Origin of the sequence: Colwellia sp. 6M3 (assembly GCF_014077595.1) — a bacterium.
GTDB lineage: Bacteria > Pseudomonadota > Gammaproteobacteria > Enterobacterales > Alteromonadaceae > Cognaticolwellia.
The window spans coordinates 24135-45189 of sequence record NZ_JACGWF010000027.1 but is presented as its reverse complement, the minus strand read 5'-3'; the positions used below and the strand labels follow the sequence as shown (position 1 = coordinate 45189).

Genomic DNA, 21055 nt, shown 5'->3' with positions numbered 1-21055 from the left:
TAAAATACACTATTTGTTAGTGAAAAAAACCAATTATTAGGTCAGTAAATGACACGTTTCAAACAACAAGATAATCTCATTGGTCAATCTAACAACTTTTTGGAAGTGCTTGAGCAGATTTCACAAATAGCCCCTTTAAGTAAACCCGTGCTGATTATTGGCGAACGTGGCACAGGTAAAGAACTTGTTGCTGCCCGTTTACACTACTTATCAAAACGTTGGGATCAAAATTATCTGAAACTCAACTGTGCTGCTCTAAATGAAAATTTATTAGAAACGGAATTATTCGGTTACGACAGCGGCGCCTTTACTGGCGCAAGTAAACGACATGAAGGTCGTTTTGAACGAGCGGATAATGGCACTTTATTTTTAGATGAAATAGCGAATACTACAGGATTAATTCAAGAAAAATTACTCCGTGTTGTAGAGTACGGTGAATTTGAACGTGTCGGTGGCTCTAGAACGATTAAAACTAATGCGCGCTTAGTAGCTGCAACCAATGAAGATTTACCTTCAATGGCCGCTGCTGGTGAGTTTCGTGCAGATCTTCTAGACAGGCTAGCCTTTGATGTTATTACCCTGCCGCCTTTACGTGAACGTTTAGATGATATTATGGTACTAGCTGAGCATTTCGCTATTAATATGGCGCGTGAACTTGAGTTTGAACTTTTTAGCGGTTTTACTGAAAAAGCAAAGCGTGCCTTACTTGAATATCATTGGCCTGGTAATATTCGCGAATTAAAAAATGTTGTTGAACGCAGCGTATATCGTTGCAACAATCCTCATTTACCCGTACATGAGTTAGTCATAGACCCCTTTGAATCGCCTTATAGACCGTCTAAACGCATTAAAACCCATGATAGAATAAAAGCCACACCTAAACTAGATACAACGGAAACAGCAACGGAGGTTGAACCTCAAGTTAAGTCTGAGGTAAAAACGCTGCCAATTACTGCCTCTTTGCAATTCCCTCTATCATTAAAAGATTTATCACAAAATTATGAAGTTGATTTAATTAAATCTGCATTGGCTAATTGCCAATATAATCAAAAGAAAACTGCTGATGCCTTAGAATTAACCTATCATCAATTAAGAGGCTACTTAAAAAAATATAATCTACTCGACTCAAGTAGTTCAGACGAAGAATAAAGATTCGCTATGGCTTACTCTACAACAACATCTTACAACCTTTTAGCGCTGTTTATGATACTTGTGCTATCTGGATGTGATTCAAATGAAACACTTTCTCTCAGTAAGAAGAGTATTATCTACTGTAGTGAGGGGCCGCCGGAGAGCTTCAATCCTCAAACCGTTTCTTCTGGTACGACAATAGATGCAACCTCCAATCAATTATATAATCGTCTGATGGAGTTTGATCCCTCAGACAATGCAATTATTCCCGCTATTGCTAAGTCATGGCATGTAACACGCGATGGCAAAATGGTAACCTTTTACCTTCGCAAAGATGTTCAATTCCATCAAACTAGATACTTTACGCCAACACGGCCTCTGAATGCCGACGATGTCATTTTTAGCTTCAATCGTATGTTGGATGTAAACCATGAATACCATGAAATTTCTGGTGGCAAATATCCATTTTTTGAGAATGCACAATTAGCTAACCTTATTGATAATATAGAAAAGATTAATGACCATACGGTTCGTTTTCAACTATCGCATTCAGATAGTTCATTTCTCGCTAACATTGGTGGAGATTCAGCCGTTATTTTATCAAAAGAATATGCTGAGCAACTCTTGCAACTCAATACGATGCAAGAAATTGATATGTTACCGATTGGCACAGGACCATTTAAGTTTAAATGGTACAGCTCTGGCTCATTTATTCGCTATGAACCTCATGAAAATTATTGGCGAGGAAAGTCTGAACTTAAACAACTTGTTTTCGATATAACACCACGAGATACCGGTCGACTAACCAAGTTATTGGCAGGCGAGTGTGATGTTATTGCTTACCCGATTGCACACGAAAAAATTAAACAACACCCTAACTTAATACTAGAATCAGTAACCGCTTTTAATGTGGGTTATTTAGGCTTCAATACCAGCAAACCCCCGTTCAATAATCCATTAGTGCGTAAAGCATTGTCTTATGCGATAAATAAACAAGCTATTCTTGATGCTGTTTATACTGGGCAAGCCGAAATAGCTAATGGTATTATTCCAAACTCTTCTTGGGCTTACGATGCCAGCATACCGAGCCAAGAGTATTCAATTCAAAAAGCACAAGAATTACTCACACAGGCGGGCTATAGCGAAGGATTTGCGATGGATTTATGGGCTATGCCTGTGCAACGTTCCTACAACCCAGATGCTGTGACTATGGCGAAGCTTATTCAGGATGACTTACTCAGAATAGGTATCAAAGTTGATATAGTGTCAGGCTACGAATGGTCAACTTTTTTGCGTAAAATTTCAGATGGCGAACATCAAAGCGTACTTTTAGGTTGGTCGGCTGATCATCCAGATCCCGATAACTTTTTTTCGCCCTTACTCAGTTGCTCTTCGGCATTAACGGGGAGTAATAGAACTTTCTGGTGTAATGAAAAATTCGACAAACTTATTCAACGAGCTTTACAAACAAACAATATTAATAAGCGTAAAGTATTCTATTCAAAAGCCTTAGCGTTAATTAATGAAGAAGTACCGTTAATTCCAATTGCGCATTCAAAGCGCTTTCAAGCACGAGCAAATAATATACACGGAAAATTGTTACGCGCCATTGGTGGCATTGATTTTAATGGGGTAACAAAAAACTAATATGCTTATATTTACCCTTCGCCGTCTTAACTTATTTATTTTTACAATCTTGTTATTAACAATATTGTCTTTCAGTTTAAGTTTTTTATTCCCTGGTGAGCAACTTATCAATTTAACCGGACAGTTAAATGCTTCACCAGAGCAATTGGCAATTTTAGCTGATGAATATAAACAACAATCAGGGCTAATAAGTCAGTATTTCAGTTATCTTAGTCATTTGTTTAATGGTGAAATGGGCTACTCTATGACAAGCCATTTACCTATTTCAACCGAAATACTTAATCGGTTACCCGCAACAATTGAATTGACCTCTGTAGCATTGCTCGTTGCAATGTTTTTCGGGATTCCCATTGGTTTTTTTGCTGCTATATATCATCGTAAATTACCTGACAACTTAATACTTACCGTTGCGATGCTTGGCTATTCAATTCCGGTTTTCTGGTTAGGCATACTTGCGATACTTGTATTCTCAATTCAGTTGGGTTGGTTTCCATCAGCAGGTCAAATCAGCCTATTATTTGAAATTGAACCTGTTACCGGCTTACAGCTTATTGATATTTTGCTCAGCGACAGTCCTTATAAATGGCAAGCATTTCAAGATGCAACTCGACACCTTATATTACCCGTTATTGTGGTGGCATTAGCCCCAGCCACTATTTTTATGCGTCTGGCTCGCACCGCAATGCTAGAAGTTTTAGACACGCATTACATTAAAGCGGCTAACGCAAAAGGCTTAACCTTTGCTCAGATTATATATCGTCATGCTATGCGTAATGCCTTTATTAAAGTTATTAGAGACGTGGGCTTGCAGTTTGCCAACCTTATAACTATTGCAATGGTTACCGAGGTAATTTTTAGTTGGCCGGGCATTGGGCGTTGGTTAATCGAAAGTATTTATCAACGCGATTACACGGCAATTCAAGGGGGGTTAATTGTGCTTTCTACCTTTATTTTTATCGTGCACATTATTATAGATTTTGTTTACGCTGCGCTTAACCCATTAGCTAGGGAGCCACGTAATGCCACGAGATAAAATATATCAGGAAGAAGAGTTTCCAACACCATTAATGCAACTATGGCATAACTTTAAAGAGCCGCCTGTCGTGCTTATTGGCTTTGGCTGTTTCTTGTTTCTTATTGCACTTGCAGTACTGGCTAATGTTATTACCCCTTATTCTTCAGTGGAGAACCATTTAGATCACTTGCTTTTGCCACCCGCATGGAGTGACGATGGTAATGTAAGTTTTTTACTTGGCACAGACAACCTTGGCCGCGACATGTTATCGCGCTTGATTCATGGTACATCACTCACTTTTGGCTTAAGCATTATTGTTGTTGTTGCATCGTTAGCGATTGGCGTTGTCATTGGCTCACTATCAGCGTTAACTTCTGGTATTAAATCTAGCTTTTTGAACCACTTTCTTGATGTGATCTTGTCAATACCTTCATTATTGTTAGCGATTATCATTGTCGCAATACTCGGCCCAGGTTTAGAAAACACCTTATGGGCCATTATCATGGTATTAATACCGCAGTTTGTACACATAACTCGAAACGCTGTACGCGAAGAGTTTGCGAAAGATTATGTATTGGCATCACGCCTTGATGGTGCGAGTTCACTTCGGCTTTTACGTTATTCTATTTTCCCTAATATAATCGAAAAACTTATTAGCCAAGCAACACTTGCACAATCAGCCGCTATTTTAGATATAGCCGCACTTGGCTTTTTGGGTTTAGGCGCGCCTATACCAATGCCTGAATGGGGTGCAATGCTAGCTAACGGTATTGATTTATTCTATATTGCGCCATGGACAGTATACCTTCCTGGTTTAGCTATTTTATTTTCGGTTGTAGCGACGAACTTAGTGGGTGAAGGCATGCGCCATGCATTAAAAGTGCGCAAGGAAAACTAATGAATCTAATTGATATACGTAATCTATCTATTGAGCTAAAAACAGCATCAAAACCCATATATGCTGTTGATCGTGTCAACCTCACCATGAAAGAAGGTGAAGTACGCGGCTTGGTTGGTGAGTCTGGTTCAGGGAAGTCATTACTTGCGCAAGCAATTGTAGGCGTGCTTGATGAAAAGTGGCGCGTAGACGCCGATCGCTTTCATTGGCGTGGTAATGACCTCATGCGTCTTTCACCCGCAGAGCGTAAAGCAGTTATATCTAAAGACGTTGCAATGATATTTCAAGAGCCTATGGCGTGTTTAGACCCCACTACAACTATTGGCGAGCAATTAGAAGAAGCGGTAGACTTCGAGCAACTTACTGGTTTTTTTTGGCAGAAACGTCAACAAAGAAAACAAGCCGCAATTAACTTATTGCATAAAGTTGGTATCAAGCAACATGAAGTATGTGTAAAAAGCTATCCACATCAACTCACCGACGCTTTATGTCAACGCGTTATGATTGCAATGGCACTTGCTAGACGTCCAATGCTATTGATTGCTGATGAACCAACCGCAGCGATGGAAAGTACAAACCAAGGCCAAATATTTCGTCTATTGGCGAGCTTAAATCAACTTAAAAATATGTCAATATTATTGATAAGTCATGATTTAGAAAACGTAACACATTGGACAAATACGATTACCGTAATGTACAGCGGACAATTTGTTGAAGCAGGAACAACAGAGCAGATATTTAACCAACCCTATCATCCTTATACACGTGCTTTAGTTGATAGTAGCCCGAGAGCGAATAGGATGATCCCTAGTAAATCTCGTTTAATGACATTGCCTGGCAGTATTCCTATATTACAACATTTACCTATTGGGTGCCGCTTGGGTCCAAGATGCCCTCGTGCGCAACAAAAGTGTGTGGATGCACCAAAAATTAAAAACTTTCATAGTCATCAAGTGAGTTGCCATTTCCCACTTAAGGATAGCTACTCGTGAGTACGGTATTATTACAAGTCAGTAATTTAAGTAAAACCTATAAAGACAAAAATTATTGGTTTAACAAAAAATGTGTCACGGCGTTAGAGCCTATTTCCTTTGATATTATGCCACATAAAACCTTAGCTATCGTCGGAGAAACTGGCTCAGGAAAATCAACCATTGCCAAATTACTTGTAGGTGCAGAGTTACCGACAACAGGCGATATTCGCTTGAATGGTCAAACCTTAGCTCCTGGCAACTTTAAGCAACGTTGTCAGCACATTAGAATGATATTTCAAGACTCAGGAACAACGTTAAACCCAAGTTTAACCATTGAGCAATTACTTGATGAGCCTTTGCGTCTTAATACCAATCTAGATGAAAGTGAACGTCATCAATTGATAAGAGAGACATTGCAAAAGGTGGGTTTATTGGCAGATCATATGAGTTTTTATCCACATATGTTTTCTGGTGGTCAAAAACAGCGTATTTCATTGGCCCGAGCAATTATATTACAACCACAAGTTATTATTCTTGATGAAGCATTAGCGTCTCTCGATCCATCTTTACGTTCTCAAATGATTAATTTATTGCTCGATTTACAGCAGCAGATGGGATTGGCATTTATATTAATTTCGCACAACTTAGGTATTGTTAGGCACTTCAGTGATGAAATGATGGTGATGTGTGAAGGGAAAGTATTAGAGACTGGAAAAACAATGGATATTTTGAAAAAGCCAAAGCACAAATACACTAAAAAACTGATCATGAGCCAACGCTTTCAATTATTGAACCATTAACTTGTCTTAGCCAAGGAGCTTGAACGCTTGATCACTTGAAGGGTATTCAGACCGAGTAACTTACCTAGTTAGTTACACTGCGGCTTATAATATAAAGCTGTAAAATTGATAACCAGAAATTAAAAACAAAAAACCAGCCAATCGGCTGGTTTTTTTATAAAAGCTTTACAACTAGTATTGCGTAGTTGGCGCCTGTACTTCTTTACGTACAATCTCTGCACCGACTTTAAGTGATTCAACATAACTTAAATAAGACGCTTGTGCTAATTGCTGAGTTAGCTGCTGTGACAAGTTTGGAGAGTCTTTCGCTTCGCCTACCTTGACAGATTGCACTTCAAGTAGCGCCAGATTACCGTTACTTAAATTAACTGTTGTTGCTGATACCGCACCATCATTAGGCTTAGGTAATTTAAACGCTTCACGGGCTAAACTAGCATCTAAGCCACTTCCAACACGTGTAACAGCTGTTTTAGTTTCCATAGTTGCGCCAATAGCACTTAATTGCTCGGTAATATCAGTACCTGACTTAAATGCAGCGAGTAACTCATCAGCAACTGTTTGTGCTTTTTCAGATGCTTTTTTAGCAACCAAAATACTTTTAATTTGCGCACTTACATCAGCAAGCGGTTTAATACTCGCATCTTGATATTCATTCAAACGCATAACGATTGCTAAAGTATCACTTACTTCAATAACATCTGAGTTTAACTGCTCATTAACTACAATATCTGAAAAGGCAGCATCTACAGCAGCACTTTCATTAAAAGGTGCTACATTGGCACCGCGTGTTAACCAACCAGAGGTTTTAACTGTCGCATTAATTGCACCAGCAGCATCGTCTAAGCTATCTGGGAACTCGAAACTTAAACGCGCAACTTCTTGTTGAAGCTCAAAGAATTTATCTTGCGCTTTTTCGCTTTTAGCTTTTTTGACTATGTCTTCACGCACTTCAGATAACGTTTGAACGTTTTCAGCTTTGTAGTCAGTAAGTTTAATGATGTGGAAACCAAAATCGGTTTTAACCACTTCACTTACACTACCAACACCTGTTAATGCAAAAGCGGCTTCATCAAAAGCAGCATCCATTACACCAGCGTCAATCCAATCTAAGTCGCCGCCATTTTCACCACTGAAAGTATCAGCTGAATTTTCTTTCGCTAAAGTAGCAAAGTCTTCACCGGCATTTATTTTTGCAAGTAACGCTTCTGTATCGGCTTTAGCTTTAGCTTCATCATCACCAAATTCAATTAGAATATGAGCAACACGACGTTTTTCTTCATCGCGATATTGGCTGATATTACTTTGATAATAAGCTTTAACATCTGCGTCTGTTAACACTACCTTGCTGGCAATGGTATTAACATCAAGCGTAATATAATTTACTTTTACTTGTTCTTGATTCTCGAAACGTGACTGGTTTTCAAGGTAATAATCATTTACCTCTTCATCGCTTAGTTCGATAGTAGCTTTAAATTGCTCCGCATTAATGGTAGCAAAACGAATATCACGTTCTTGATTCTGTAAAGCTGAAAACATACTTTCTTGGTAAGGTAAGCTAAATTCGCTTGCAACCAATGCCTGAGTTAATTGACGACGTGTCATTTCAGTACGTAAGTAATCGCGAAAATCAGACGATTGGTAAAAACCAGCTTGGTTAATCATCGCTAAGTAACGGTTGTTATCAAAAACACCGTCCACTTGAAATTCTGGCATATTGCGAATAGTACTTTTAATTCGTTGGTCAGCAACTCGAATGGCAAGCATTTCTGAGTTTTGGTCAATAAGTTTTTGGTTAATTAAGTTATCAACAACGCCCTTGCGAAAGTTACTCATGTAACCAGGATCAGATGATAACGTTTCAAACATTTCACCAAACTGCTGTGCCATACGATTACGTTGTTCTTGATAAGCTTTATTAAACTCATCTTGTGTAATTTTTTCACCATTGACGTCAGCAACTGACGAATCAACTGAATTACTGTAGCTACCAATGCCGGCAACAGCGAAGGTTAAAATAATAAAACCAAGAATAATCTTAGCGGTTAATCCTTGAGAGCTTTCTCGAATATTTTCTAACATCTTTATCTCTTTACACGCGGGTATTTTACTTTCCGGGCGACTTTATCTGCGGTATTAAATTACCGCTATTATACATAAAGTAAATAAAAACTGATGAGTGTATAAAAGTAAAATTTAACTTCTATAGCAAATCAAACAAATTATTTAATTAACTTATATGCTTTAAAATCGCGATATGAACGGGCATGTTAGCCCAATAATTATCAAAATGAAACTCTTTTACTCTAACGCACAAATAACGCTCAAATAAGCATCAATTATGTGTTCAACGTCGCTATTTCATTGTGTTCACCTTCGGATAATCACGACGCACTTTATTGGTTTATTTCTTGTTAAGAATATCGTCCAAATTAGCTTGTTCTTGCACCGACAAGTTAAGCTCATTGGTTTTCAACTTACTGCGCTTTCTTAGCACAAATACCACACCGAGAATAAACCCTAAAAGGATGACAATTGGACCAAACCATAAAATATAGGTTTGCTCTTTCAACGGTGGTCTGTAGAGAACAAAGTCACCGTAGCGATAAACCATAAAATCAATAATTTCCTGATCGGTTTTACCTTCTTGTAACAAGTTATAAAGGTTTTTTCTTAAATCAACGGCAATTTTTGAGTTAGAATCGGCTAAGTTTTGATTTTGACATTTTGGACAACGTAACTCTTTAGAGAGCACTTGAAATCGGACTTTAGTTACTTCGTCATTAAATTCAAAGGTATCTACTGGGTTTGCATTTACACTCGTTAGACCAATAGTACTTAACAGTAAGCAGGCAAATACGTAGCCTAGCATTTGCTTAACCAATAAAGCTTTTTTAATTAGGACGTTATGCATTAAGAAGCACCTTGGGCCATTTCCGTTTCTAATGTTTCAATTAGCGGTAAAAATTCTTTTTTCCATACTTCAGTATTAATAGGTCCAGCAAAACGTTTACGAATAACGCCAGTGTGATCAATCACAAAAGTTTCAGGTGCACCAAATACGCCAATGTCTAATCCCAAAGCTCCTTGTTCATCAAAAATAGTGAATACATAAGGGTCTTTATACTGTTTTAACCAACGCAAAGCTGCACTATGGTCATCGGTAAAATTAAGCCCGTAAAGCTTTATTCGTGGGTCTTTTGCTATCTCAAGTAAGTATGGATGTTCATATTTACATTGAATACACCAAGTGGCCCAAACATTAAGAAGGACAATATTACCTTTTAAATCTTCTCGTCCAACTTTTTGTTCCGTTGCCTTCAACATAGGTAATTCAAAATTAGGTAATGGTTTACCTATCATTGCTGACGGCATCGCTTGAGGATTAAGAAATAATCCTCGATAAAGCAACACACCCAATAAAACAAATAAAATTAATGGTATAAAACGAATAATACTTTTCACTAATTTACGCCTCTTTTAAAACTGCAGGGTTCGATTGTTCAGGGTCTTTCTGTTTTGGTGCTAATACTCGTTTACGATAACGTTTACTTAATATTGCTAAAAAGCCCCCTATCGCCATTAAGAATGCGCCTAGCCAAATCCATACAATAAAGGGTTTATAATATAAACGCATTGACCAAGTGTTTTTATCAAGTGGCTCGCCTAATGCTACATATATATCACGCCATAACGTTGTATGAATGGCGGCCTCTGTCATACCTGAACGTTGCACCTTGTATGTACGCTGTTCTGGTTGCAATAATGTGACAAACTTATTATCAATAGACACCTTAACTTGGCCTTGGACTGCACTGTAGTTTGGCCCTAATATATTTTTAGTGCCGCCAAACTCTATGGTATAGCCTGATAAAGTTGTACTTTCTCCAGCAGCCATTTTAACGTTAATTTCTTGTTCATAGGTTGAAACCATAGTCACACCTATCACAGTAACTGCAATACCGGCATGTGCAACCGCCATACCTATATGATTAAGTGGCACGGCTGAAAATTTAAAACTACCATCAACTTGTTTTGCGTTATTGAAAACATCTTTAAGCACCGCTAACACAATCCAGCACCCCAGGGTCATTCCAATAAATGCGCTAATGCTAAACTCACCCGCGAAAATAAATGGCCAAGCTGCACCAAAAATAACACTCACAATTGAGATAACATTTAAATGCTTAGATAGCTCGCCTTTACGTGCCTTTTTCCATCTAATAAGTGGACCAATCCCCATAAAGCAGAAAAGCGCAATCATCATAGGAACAAAAACCGCATTAAAATATGGTGCACCAACTGATATTTTACCTAATCCCATAGCATCAATAATCATGGGGTATAACGTGCCAAGTAAAATAGTTACCGTTGCTGTGATCAATATTGATATTGCCACTAATATCGTATTTTCACGAGAATAAAAGGTGAAACGACTAGGACTACTCACTTTTGCAGCTCTAAAGGCATAAAGTGTCAACGAACCACCTACTGCGATTGCTAATAAAATAAGTAAGTAAAGGCCACGTCCTGGGTCAACGGCAAATGAATGCACTGAGGTAATAACCCCTGAACGTACTAAAAATGCCCCTAATAAATTTAAAGAAAAGGTCAAAATAGCTAACAGTAATGTCCAATGCTTAAATGTATTTCGTTGTTCAGTAACCGCTAAAGCATGAATCAGCGCAGTACCGGCAAGCCATGGCATAAATGAAACATTTTCAACAGGATCCCAAAACCACCAACCACCCCAACCGAGTTCATAATATGCCCACCAACTACCTAGTGCGATGCCTACAGATAAAAATGACCAAGCAGCAACGGTCCATGGACGAGACCAACGTGCCCACGCTGCATCCATTTTACCTGCCATTAAGGCTGCGATAGCAAAAGCAAACGCGACTGAAAAACCAACATAACCCATGTATAGCATTGGCGGGTGAATGATTAAGCCTATATCTTGTAACAGAGGGTTTAGATCTTGGCCTTCTAGCGGGAAGTTTGGTAATAATCGCTCAAAAGGGTTAGAAGTGAGTAAGGTAAAAAAGATAAAGCCAACCGCTATCATGCCCATTATCGCTAAAACACGTGCAACAAACTCTTTTTCGAGTTGCTTACTATAAATACTAACCGCAAATGTCCATAAAGTTAGAGAAAAAATCCATAACAGCATTGAGCCTTCATGCCCGCCCCAAACCGCACTTATTTTGAAGTAATAAGGTAATAAACTATTTGAATGGTTAGCAATATATTTGACCGAAAAGTCATCAACAGTAAAACTGTAAGCTAATAGAAAAATACTAATACCAACAAATAAGAATAAGCCAAAACTTAGTGGCTTAGCACTATTGATAAGTTGCTGATTATTTCTCGCTACACCGATAAGTGGCACTATGCTTAAACATAATGCGAAAGCTAACCCGATAATGAGTGCGAAATGGCCGAGCTCTGGGATCATGATAATTCCTGTAAATCAATGTTAAAACATTATGGCAATTAGTTTAGCTGATTATAGCTAGTCAAGACTAGCGCCAAATCAGCTCATAATTAAGTAAAAATACGGTAAAGTCACGTTAATAACCTCACCTCAGCACTTTAAAAGCTCTTTAAGGAACTTGTATTGAAATTTCCATCGTTATTGGAGTTTTTGTCATGGTGTCTACATTCAACATTTCTGCTTTAAAATCACCTGACTTAATACCCACACTACCTTGCATAGACACTACTGCGTAAATATGAACTTTATTGACACTACTGAGGCGCATTTGCGGTGTCATGGCTTGTGAATCATCTAATACGATAGTGACAGGTAAATCACTGGTTTTTATTTTAACTGCAGCTAATGGCATACGAGGACCATCGGCAGCTATAGCGTATATAAATACGGTTTTATCATCACCACTGATTAATTGCTCTTGCAGACTAGACGCTAAAGAAACTTCAACGGTGAGGTGAGGCAAACTCATGTCAGATGTTTTGTTATCATTAACCAAAGGAGCTGACTCATTACTCAGGCGTAATTGGTTTTTAGCTTCTTCAACCGCATCAGCTAGCGCATCGGTGCTTATGCCAGGTCGCTCACTGTTTAATACCACTTCCCAATACTGAACCGCCTTAGCAAAATCTTGATGACTAAAACTATCCATGCCAAGCAAAATATTGGTTGCCGGATCTAGCGAGTCTAACGCTAATGCTTGATCAATCACACGCTGAACACCAGCATCTATTTGCTGATCATTTTTATAATACATAGCTTGGGCTTTTGGCCCCAATATTTCAGCGTGTTCGCCAACTTGTTCCATAACTTTATCAAACGCCGCTATCGCATTATCAAATTTACCAACAGAGATATAAGCTTGACCTAAGCTAAACCAAGCCTCTGCATTTTCAGGCTCATCAGCGACTACTTGCTCAAGTTGCTGTAGTCGAAAAGCTAACATCTGCTCTGGTGTTAATTGACTATGATCAGTACTTTCGATTGCTACAGGTGTGTTTAATAATTGATAAGAACCAAGCTTCATGTAACTAAAAAAGCTAAAGCTCACCACACTTAATGCAATGACAAGTGGCCACAACCAAGATCTTGTATTTTGTTCTTCATTAAGCGTGCGAGTTGAATTGGCATCTTGCAACAATGTTTTATCTAACTCTGCTTTCAACTGCAGGTAGCTATCTTGCTCAATACTGCCTTCAGCTAAATCAGCCTCAAGTTGGGCTAGGTGTTCATGATAAAGCGTGACGTTGGTTTCTTGACGAATATTGATATTTTCAGCACCGACAGTATCTTTAGATGAAGAAAAAATACGCCAGACAATAAGTAATGCAATCACTATCAATGATAAAATTGCCAGCCAGAATGTAATCATATTATTTAATTTATACCTATGTTGAAGCAATCACTTAATTCGTTTGATATTAGCCTTGTAGAAACTTTAATTAACGCCAATCAATTTATACATACTTTTTAATCGCGTCGTAGAGTAACAATTATCATCTATTTTTCCTAGCAATTCCGTCCGAAAAATCAGCGCATTAAGCGTATTGGAAAGTTAGATTCTTCATGGGATAAGCGTTTTTCTTGATAATGATTAGAAAGTAATAATGAATCTAATAAAAATAAAATATCATAAAAAAAAATGTGAAGATGTAATGAAAATGTACTGCCTTGCATAAAATTTATTAAACTTAGTTTTTTAAAATTTAAGCAGCGCTCTTTGGGTATAGTATGAGAGGTGTCGCGTGACAGGAATAGCGAGAAGTGGGTACTTTTATTAATCTGTACCGGTGAGTTAATATTTTTGATATCTCAGATACAATTAAGCCGCTTAAAAAGCGGCTTAATAAGTAATCTATAGCAAAGCTAAAGATTAGCCATTACATGCATCTTTAAGTGCTTTACCAGCTTTAAAAGATGGAATTTTAGCTGCTGCGATTTCAATAGTCGCACCAGTTTGTGGGTTACGGCCTGTGCGTGCTGCACGGTCACGTACTGAAAAAGTACCAAAACCTACAAGAGCAACTTGATCGCCACCCTTTAATTCTTCTGTAACTGCTTCGATAAATGAATCTAATGCACGACCAGCCGCAGCTTTAGAAATGTCAGCGCCAGCAGCAATTTTCTCGATTAGTTGAGATTTATTCACAGTGTATTCCCCTTCAAGTGTTATTATTCAGCGCTATCTTCTGTTTAGCGTCCTGCAGAAGCCTTATATTTTGCTTCTTTTTGAACATCAAGCGCCGAGTTAAAGAAAACTAAAAATATTGATAATTATTTTTATCTCTACTATGCCCCTTATACGTAGGGGCTCTAGCGTTATCAGCGTCATTAACTTACCATAGTTTCAGCGTTTGAAAAGCGTTAATTGCATTTTTTTCGAAATTTTCGCTATTTTTTTAAGTTTTTTAACAAAAACAGCTGTTTTTTAGCCATTTATTTATCTGATTGCCACTTTTCAACCGGATGTTCTAAAGCAATTTTCAACACTTCGTCTATCCATTTTACCGGATAAATGGCTAAATCTGCTTTAACATTGTCAGGTATTTCTTTCAAATCTCGCTCATTATCTTTCGGAATAATAACCGTTTTTATACCACCGCGATGTGCTGCAAGTAATTTTTCTTTTAAACCGCCGATAGCTAATACTTCACCACGCAATGTAATTTCGCCTGTCATAGCAACATCAGCTCTCACCGGATTACCTGTTAAGCTTGATACTAAAGCGGTACACATGCCAATACCGGCACTTGGACCATCTTTCGGCGTTGCTCCTTCTGGCACATGCACATGAATATCGCGTTTTTCATGAAAATCTTCATTAATACGTAATTTTTCTGTGCGACTGCGTACCACTGTCATCGCAGCTTGTATTGACTCTTGCATAACATCACCTAGCGAGCCGGTATAACTTAACTTGCCTTTACCAGGTACAGAAGCAGTTTCAATCGTAAGTAACTCACCACCAACTTGTGTCCAAGCAAGACCCGTGACTAGACCTACACGGTTTTCATCGTCAGCTTTACCATAATCAAAGCGTTGAACGCCTAAAAAGTCGGATAAGTTATCTTGGTTAATCGTTACTTTTTTAACTTTTTTGTCTAACAGTATCGATTTCACCGCTTTTCGACATAACTTAGATATGTCGCGCTCTAACGCACGCACACCTGCTTCACGCGTGTAATATCGAATAATACCAATAATAGCGCTGTCTTCAATTTCAATTTCTGTACTCTTTAAACCATTGCGTTCGATTTGCTTATTTAACAAATGATTTTTCGCAATATTGAGTTTTTCATCTTCGGTATAGCCCGACAAACGAATAACTTCCATACGATCAAGTAATGGTCCAGGAATATCCATGCTATTAGATGTAGCAACAAACATTACATCAGAAAGATCATAATCAACTTCCAAATAATGGTCATTAAAACTACTATTCTGTTCAGGATCTAGTACCTCTAGAAGTGCAGAAGCTGGATCACCACGCATATCAGAAGCCATTTTATCTATTTCATCTAACAAAAATAGTGGATTTTTAACGCCTACTTTCGCTATTTTTTGAATTAGCTTGCCAGGTAAAGAACCAATGTAAGTTCTTCTATGACCACGTATTTCAGCTTCATCACGAACACCACCTAGCGCCATGCGCACATATTTGCGGCCGGTTGATTTTGCAATAGATTGTCCTAATGATGTTTTACCGACACCAGGAGGTCCTACTAAACAAAGTATCGGTCCTTTTAGTTGACTCACACGTTGCTGAACGGCCAAATACTCTAATATACGCTCTTTAACTTTATCAAGTCCGTAATGGTCTTTGTCTAACACTTCTTGTGCTAACTTAAGATTACGCTTTAATTTACTGCGTTTTTTCCACGGTACACTGATCATCCAATCGATATAACTACGCACAACAGTTGCCTCAGCAGACATTGGCGACATCATTTTCAATTTTTTCAATTCAGTTAAGGTTTTTTCTTTAGCCTCTTTAGGCATTTGAGCAGCTTCAATCTGTTTTTCTATTTGCTCAACTTCGTTGGTACCTTCTTCATCATCACCAAGTTCTTTTTGAATAGCTTTCATTTGCTCATTCAAATAGTACTCACGCTGACTTTTTTCCATTTGTTTTTTAACACGCGTGCGAATTTTTTTCTCAACTTGCAGCAAGTCAATCTCACCTTCCATTAGCGCCATTAAAAATTCAAGGCGCTCTGAAACATGAGTAATTTCTAAAACTTTTTGTTTATCAACCAATTTAAGCGGCATATGCGCTGCCATGGTGTCAGCTAATTGCTCGGCATCATCAATACCTGATACTGACGTTAATACTTCAGGTGGTATTTTCTTATTTAACTTAACGTAGCCTTCGAACTGAGAAATAGCAGAGCGTATTAATACTTCAGTACTATCATCAGGAACACCTTCCACATTAAGAAATTCTGCGTTGGCAGTGAAATACTCGTCGGTTTCAACATATTCAGTTATTTGAGCACGACGAACACCTTCAACCAGTACTTTAACCGTACCGTCAGGTAACTTAAGCATTTGTAAGATGGTAGCAATTGTACCCGTTTGGTATAAATCGCTTTGTTTCGGGTCGTCAACTGCTGCATCTTTTTGTGCAACAAGAAAAATTTGCTTATCATTTTCATTAGCAATATCAAGACAACGGATAGATTTTTCGCGACCAACAAACAATGGGATAACCATTTGTGGATAGACAACGACATCACGTAAGGCTAATACGGGAATTTCAACTACGCCAGATAACTCTTTAGTCATTGGTTACTCTCTCGGTGAATAATATGATGTGATTTTTAAAGATATGTAATTGTATATGGGGTGTTTGTAAATACTTTCAACTGATGAATAAAAAAAAGTGACGTTACCCAAATTGGTTAACGTCACTTTTAGAATTAAATTAGCTTAGTTATTATTCTGAAGACGCTTTATCTTGCTGCGTTTCAAAAATAATAATTGGCTTAGATTCGCCTTTAATAACCGTTTCATCAACGACGACTTTAACGGCATTGTCCATTGAAGGTATTTCATACATGGTTTCAAGTAAAACCCCTTCAACGATAGATCTTAAGCCACGAGCACCTGTTTTACGAACCATCGCTTTATGGGCAATAGCTGATAAAGCATCTTCTCTGAATTCAAGCTCGACGTTTTCCATATCAAATAGCGCTTTAAATTGCTTAGTTAACGCATTTTTAGGCTCTTGTAAGATTTGAATTAGTGCACTTTCATCAAGTTCAGTTAACGTTGCTACTACTGGTAAACGACCAATAAATTCTGGTATCAAACCGTATTTAACTAAATCTTCTGGCTCTACATCCTGAAAACGTTGCGTTAAAGTTTTCTCTTGGTCTTTGCCACGAACAGTAGCACCAAAACCAATACCTGTACCGGTATGACAACGTTGCTCTACCACTTTATCTAAACCAGCAAATGCGCCACCACAGATAAACAGGATTTTAGAGGTATCTACCTGTAAAAACTCTTGTTGTGGATGCTTACGACCACCTTGCGGAGGAACAGAAGCAATTGTGCCTTCAATAAGCTTTAACAGTGCTTGTTGAACACCTTCACCAGAAACGTCGCGAGTAATAGAAGGATTGTCTGATTTACGCGAAATTTTATCAATTTCGTCAATGTAAACAATACCACGTTGTGCTTTCTCAACGTCATAATCACATTTTTGCAATAACTTCTGGATGATGTTTTCAACATCTTCACCCACATAACCTGCTTCAGTTAATGTTGTAGCATCCGCCATAGTAAATGGTACATCAAGTAAGCGCGCTAATGTCTGCGCTAACAATGTTTTACCACTACCTGTTGGACCAATTAGCAAAATATTACTTTTGCTAAGCTCTACACCATTATGTGAGTCGCCATTGCGTAAACGTTTATAGTGATTATAAACCGCTACAGCGAGCACTTTTTTAGCATGTTCTTGCCCGATAACATAGTCATCTAAGCTTTCACGAATTTCTTTTGGCGTTGGTAAGCTTTCTTTATCTTGCTTGGGCGAAATTTCTTTAATTTCTTCACGAATAATGTCGTTACATAACTCAACACATTCATCGCAAACAAACACAGAAGGGCCTGCAATTAACTTACGTACTTCATGCTGGCTTTTACCACAAAACGAGCAATACAGTAGCTTACCGTCATCACCGTCACCTGTTTTCATATCGGTCATACGGTACCTCTAATATTTAAAATTTTACAAACTAATACTGAACAGTATTTCATAAATCACGTAAATAACAACGCGAATAATAAAGAAGTCCGTTATTTATCGATTCTTTGTTCTAATATGGCATCAACTAAGCCATATTCAACCGCACTCTCTGCGCTTAAGAAATTATCACGATCAGTATCGCCAGATACTTTTTCAAGTGATTGACCGGTATGTTCAGCCATTAAGCGGTTAAGCTTACTTTTGATATACAAAATTTCTTTCGCATGTATTTCAAAATCAGACGCTTGACCTTGAAAACCGCCAAGTGGTTGATGGATCATAACGCGAGCATTAGGTAGACAGTAACGTTTACCTTTTTCTCCGCCTGAAAGCAAAAATGCGCCCATACTTGCCGCTTGACCAATACAAACCGTACTAATATTTGGCTTAATAAATTTCATGGTGTCATAAATAGCCATACCAGCAGTAACTGACCCACCAGGAGAGTTGATATATAAATAAATATCTTTATCTGGGCTTTCTGACTCTAAAAATAGCAATTGCGCAACAATCAAATTGGCCATGTGGTCTTCAACTTGACCACAAAGAAAAATAACGCGTTCTTTTAATAGTCTTGAATAAATATCGTAAGAGCGTTCACCTTTGGCGGTTTGCTCAACAACCATAGGCACTAAAGCACCTTCGGTCATACTCGTTAAATCGTGAGAATTATTGTGAGAAGTAAACAACTAACTTTCCTTTTTTATAAAAAAATGGCTCATATGTCCCCATACAAGCCATTTAAGCGATTGCTCAGCAAAATGTCAATCTAAAAGGTCTATTTACCTTCAGGATTCATGATATCTTTGAAGCTTGCTTTTTTGTTTTTCACTTTAGCGCTTTCAAGTAAGAACTCAACAGCCTGCTCTTCTAATGCAACATTTTGCATTTGTTGAGCAAGTTCTTTGTTAGTTTTGTAGTACTCGATTACTTCAGCTGGGTCTTCATAAGCTGATGCAGCTGATTCAATTAACTCAGTTACTTTTGCTTCGTCAACTTTTAATTCGTTAACTTTGATAACTTCACCAAGAAGCAAACCTGTTTTAACACGCTTTTTAGCTTGTTCTTCAAACATTTCTGCTGGAAGTTCAGGTAAGTTATTTGGATCCATTTGATCTGCAAAACGTTGCATTGCTTGCTTGCGTAACACATCAACTTCTTGTGCAATTAAAGCAGCAGGTATTTCTAATTCACTCACTTCGAGTAAACCTTCAATCACTTGCTCTTTAACTTTAGCTTTAACCGCTTGGTTAAGCTCACGAGTCATGTTTTTACCAACTTCTTCGCGAAGTGCAGCAACGCCACCTTCTTCAACACCGAAAAGTTTAGCAAATTCGTCATTTACTTCAGGTAATACAGCGCCTTCAGTTTTGTGAACAACGATATCAAACTCTGCATCTTTACCTTTAAGCTTTTCAGCATGGTAATCATCAGGGAAAGTTACGGTGATTGTTTTTTCATCGCCGGCTTTCATACCAATGATTTCTTTTTCGAAACCAGGGATCATGCGGTTTGAACCTAACTCAAGTTCAAAACCTTCAGCTTTACCACCTTCAAATTCTTCACCGTCTACACGGCCATTGAAATCGATAGTAAGTTTGTCGCCTTTCTTGGTTTTACGTTTGTTTTCTTTCCACGTTTTATGCTGGTTTTGCAACGTTTCAAACATTTCATCAAGATCAGCATCAGTAACGTCAACTGCAGGACGTTCTACTGCTATTTTATCTAAATCTTTTAAAACAACTTCAGGGTAAACCTCAAATGTTGCTTCAAATTCTAATGCTTTGCCATCTTCATTGCTTTTAGCAATAAATGAAGGACGACCTGCTGGGTTTAATTTCTCAGCAACAATCGCATCAACAAAGTTACGTTGCATTAATTCACCAGCAACTTCTTGACGAACAGATTGACCATAGCGTTTTTGAATAACTGACGCTGGTACTTTACCTGGACGGAAACCATTGATACGCTGTGTTTTACCGATGTGGCGAAGACGATTCTTAACTTCAACATCTACTGTTTCGGCAGGAACTGAAATCGTTAAACGACGTTCCAAACCTTGTGTAGTCTCAACTGAAACTTGCATTTAATTACCTCAAAAAACTTAGCGTATGCACGCTTTCTATAACGCATCTAAATATAGTCAACACAACCTTAAATCAAAGTTGTGCTTTCAGCTTACTTGTTTGACAAGCAGAGCCCGGAAAATCCGAATAAAGATGTTCAGATTAAAATAATGACGCGAAATTATAGCGGTGCTTTAAACAAGAGTCGAGCCTAGAACGCAAATAAATTAAAATTTAGTGCTATAGCGTTAATAAATCGCTAAAAAAAGTTAATATATAGAATATGAAGGATTAAAAAACTAGAAATGAAAATTTGAGAATGTGCTTTGTAAGATGAAATTCTAACTTGTGAATGAATTTAACGACATAAAATCATCACTGAACTTAAAACTAAGGTAGTTTTATAAAGTTCTTAAAAAAAGAAGTGGTCGGTGATGCAAGATTCGAACTTGCGACCCCTTGGACCCAAACCAAGTGCGCTACCAAGCTGCGCTAATCACCGATATACTTTTATCTTTTACTACAACCCATACAAAAAATGGGGTGGCTAAAGGGACTTGAACCCTCGACAACCGGAATCACAATCCGGGGCTCTACCAACTGAGCTATAGCCACCACTGTATGGCGCGCCCTGCAGGATTCGAACCTGCGACCCACGCCTTAGAAGGGCGTTGCTCTATCCAGCTGAGCTAAGGGCGCACATTTACCTACAGATGCTGAACAAACTTAACTATATAAAGTTCATTCCTTTTTCACTTAAAAGTAAAAAAGTGGTCG

At 38.1% G+C, this 21055-nt stretch carries 16 protein-coding genes and 3 tRNA genes; 6 read left to right on the top strand and 13 right to left on the bottom strand.

Features of this window, described 5'->3' with window-relative positions; genetic code table 11:
• Nucleotides 1–48 precede the first annotated feature (48 nt).
• The 6 genes from pspF to H4J50_RS08160 are packed head-to-tail and all read left to right on the top strand — an operon-like array spanning nucleotide 49 to nucleotide 6465.
• The gene (pspF, locus tag H4J50_RS08185) at nucleotides 49–1149 is read left to right on the top strand and encodes a phage shock protein operon transcriptional activator (RefSeq protein WP_108455290.1); all 1101 of its coding nucleotides are present in this window, start codon (nucleotides 49–51) and stop codon (nucleotides 1147–1149) included.
• Nucleotides 1150–1158: 9 nt separating this feature from the next.
• Nucleotides 1159–2778, top strand: coding sequence for an ABC transporter substrate-binding protein (locus H4J50_RS08180; RefSeq protein WP_108455289.1), 1620 nt, complete (start codon nucleotides 1159–1161; stop codon nucleotides 2776–2778).
• Between the two features lies 1 nt (nucleotide 2779).
• Entirely contained in the window at nucleotides 2780–3811 is a 1032-nt protein-coding gene (locus H4J50_RS08175; protein WP_182255599.1) for an ABC transporter permease subunit, read from the top strand.
• On the top strand, nucleotides 3798–4691 hold the full coding sequence (locus tag H4J50_RS08170; protein WP_108455288.1) for an ABC transporter permease subunit: 894 nt from the start codon (nucleotides 3798–3800) through the stop codon (nucleotides 4689–4691). Before H4J50_RS08175 ends, H4J50_RS08170 begins: the two co-directional genes overlap by 14 nt.
• Nucleotides 4691–5683 (top strand): oligopeptide/dipeptide ABC transporter ATP-binding protein, encoded by a 993-nt coding sequence (locus H4J50_RS08165; protein ID WP_108455287.1) that lies wholly within the window; start codon nucleotides 4691–4693, stop codon nucleotides 5681–5683. Before H4J50_RS08170 ends, H4J50_RS08165 begins: the two co-directional genes overlap by 1 nt.
• Nucleotides 5680–6465: an ATP-binding cassette domain-containing protein gene (locus H4J50_RS08160; protein WP_108455286.1), complete on the top strand. Its 786-nt coding sequence runs from the start codon at nucleotides 5680–5682 to the stop codon at nucleotides 6463–6465. The genes H4J50_RS08165 and H4J50_RS08160 overlap by 4 nt, the downstream gene beginning before the upstream one ends.
• Nucleotides 6466–6636: 171 nt before the next feature.
• Here H4J50_RS08160 and H4J50_RS08155 read toward each other — a convergent pair whose 3' ends face one another.
• The 13 genes from H4J50_RS08155 to H4J50_RS08095 form a co-directional block, all read right to left on the bottom strand.
• The gene (locus H4J50_RS08155; protein WP_108455285.1) at nucleotides 6637–8544 is read right to left on the bottom strand and encodes a SurA N-terminal domain-containing protein; all 1908 of its coding nucleotides are present in this window, start codon (nucleotides 8542–8544) and stop codon (nucleotides 6637–6639) included.
• A gap of 322 nt (nucleotides 8545–8866) precedes the next feature.
• Nucleotides 8867–9376 (bottom strand): cytochrome c-type biogenesis protein, encoded by a 510-nt coding sequence (locus tag H4J50_RS08150; RefSeq protein WP_259366202.1) that lies wholly within the window; start codon nucleotides 9374–9376, stop codon nucleotides 8867–8869.
• Nucleotides 9376–9927, bottom strand: coding sequence for a DsbE family thiol:disulfide interchange protein (locus H4J50_RS08145; RefSeq protein ID WP_182255597.1), 552 nt, complete (start codon nucleotides 9925–9927; stop codon nucleotides 9376–9378). Before H4J50_RS08145 ends, H4J50_RS08150 begins: the two co-directional genes overlap by 1 nt.
• A 4-nt stretch (nucleotides 9928–9931) precedes the next feature.
• The gene (locus tag H4J50_RS08140; protein WP_108455283.1) at nucleotides 9932–11920 is read right to left on the bottom strand and encodes a heme lyase CcmF/NrfE family subunit; all 1989 of its coding nucleotides are present in this window, start codon (nucleotides 11918–11920) and stop codon (nucleotides 9932–9934) included.
• Between the two features lie 148 nt (nucleotides 11921–12068).
• A complete protein-coding gene (ccmI, locus tag H4J50_RS08135; RefSeq protein ID WP_182255596.1) occupies nucleotides 12069–13328 on the bottom strand; it encodes a c-type cytochrome biogenesis protein CcmI in 1260 nt (419 codons plus the stop codon).
• Nucleotides 13329–13829: 501 nt separating this feature from the next.
• The gene (gene hupB / locus H4J50_RS08130; protein WP_085302046.1) at nucleotides 13830–14105 is read right to left on the bottom strand and encodes a nucleoid-associated protein HU-beta; all 276 of its coding nucleotides are present in this window, start codon (nucleotides 14103–14105) and stop codon (nucleotides 13830–13832) included.
• A 287-nt stretch (nucleotides 14106–14392) separates the two neighbouring features.
• Nucleotides 14393–16741, bottom strand: a complete 2349-nt coding sequence (gene lon / locus H4J50_RS08125; protein WP_108455281.1) for an endopeptidase La — start codon at nucleotides 16739–16741, stop codon at nucleotides 14393–14395.
• 151 nt (nucleotides 16742–16892) lie between these two features.
• The gene (gene clpX / locus H4J50_RS08120; RefSeq protein WP_108455280.1) at nucleotides 16893–18170 is read right to left on the bottom strand and encodes an ATP-dependent protease ATP-binding subunit ClpX; all 1278 of its coding nucleotides are present in this window, start codon (nucleotides 18168–18170) and stop codon (nucleotides 16893–16895) included.
• Nucleotides 18171–18262: 92 nt separating this feature from the next.
• Nucleotides 18263–18862 (bottom strand): ATP-dependent Clp endopeptidase proteolytic subunit ClpP, encoded by a 600-nt coding sequence (clpP, locus tag H4J50_RS08115; RefSeq protein ID WP_108457750.1) that lies wholly within the window; start codon nucleotides 18860–18862, stop codon nucleotides 18263–18265.
• 128 nt (nucleotides 18863–18990) lie between these two features.
• Nucleotides 18991–20298 (bottom strand): trigger factor, encoded by a 1308-nt coding sequence (gene tig / locus H4J50_RS08110; RefSeq protein WP_108455279.1) that lies wholly within the window; start codon nucleotides 20296–20298, stop codon nucleotides 18991–18993.
• Nucleotides 20299–20703: 405 nt separating this feature from the next.
• Nucleotides 20704–20780: transfer RNA gene (locus H4J50_RS08105), tRNA-Pro, on the bottom strand.
• Between the two features lie 37 nt (nucleotides 20781–20817).
• A tRNA-His gene (locus tag H4J50_RS08100) sits at nucleotides 20818–20893 on the bottom strand.
• Nucleotides 20894–20900: 7 nt separating this feature from the next.
• A tRNA-Arg gene (locus H4J50_RS08095) sits at nucleotides 20901–20977 on the bottom strand.
• Between the last annotated feature and the right edge of the window lie 78 nt (nucleotides 20978–21055).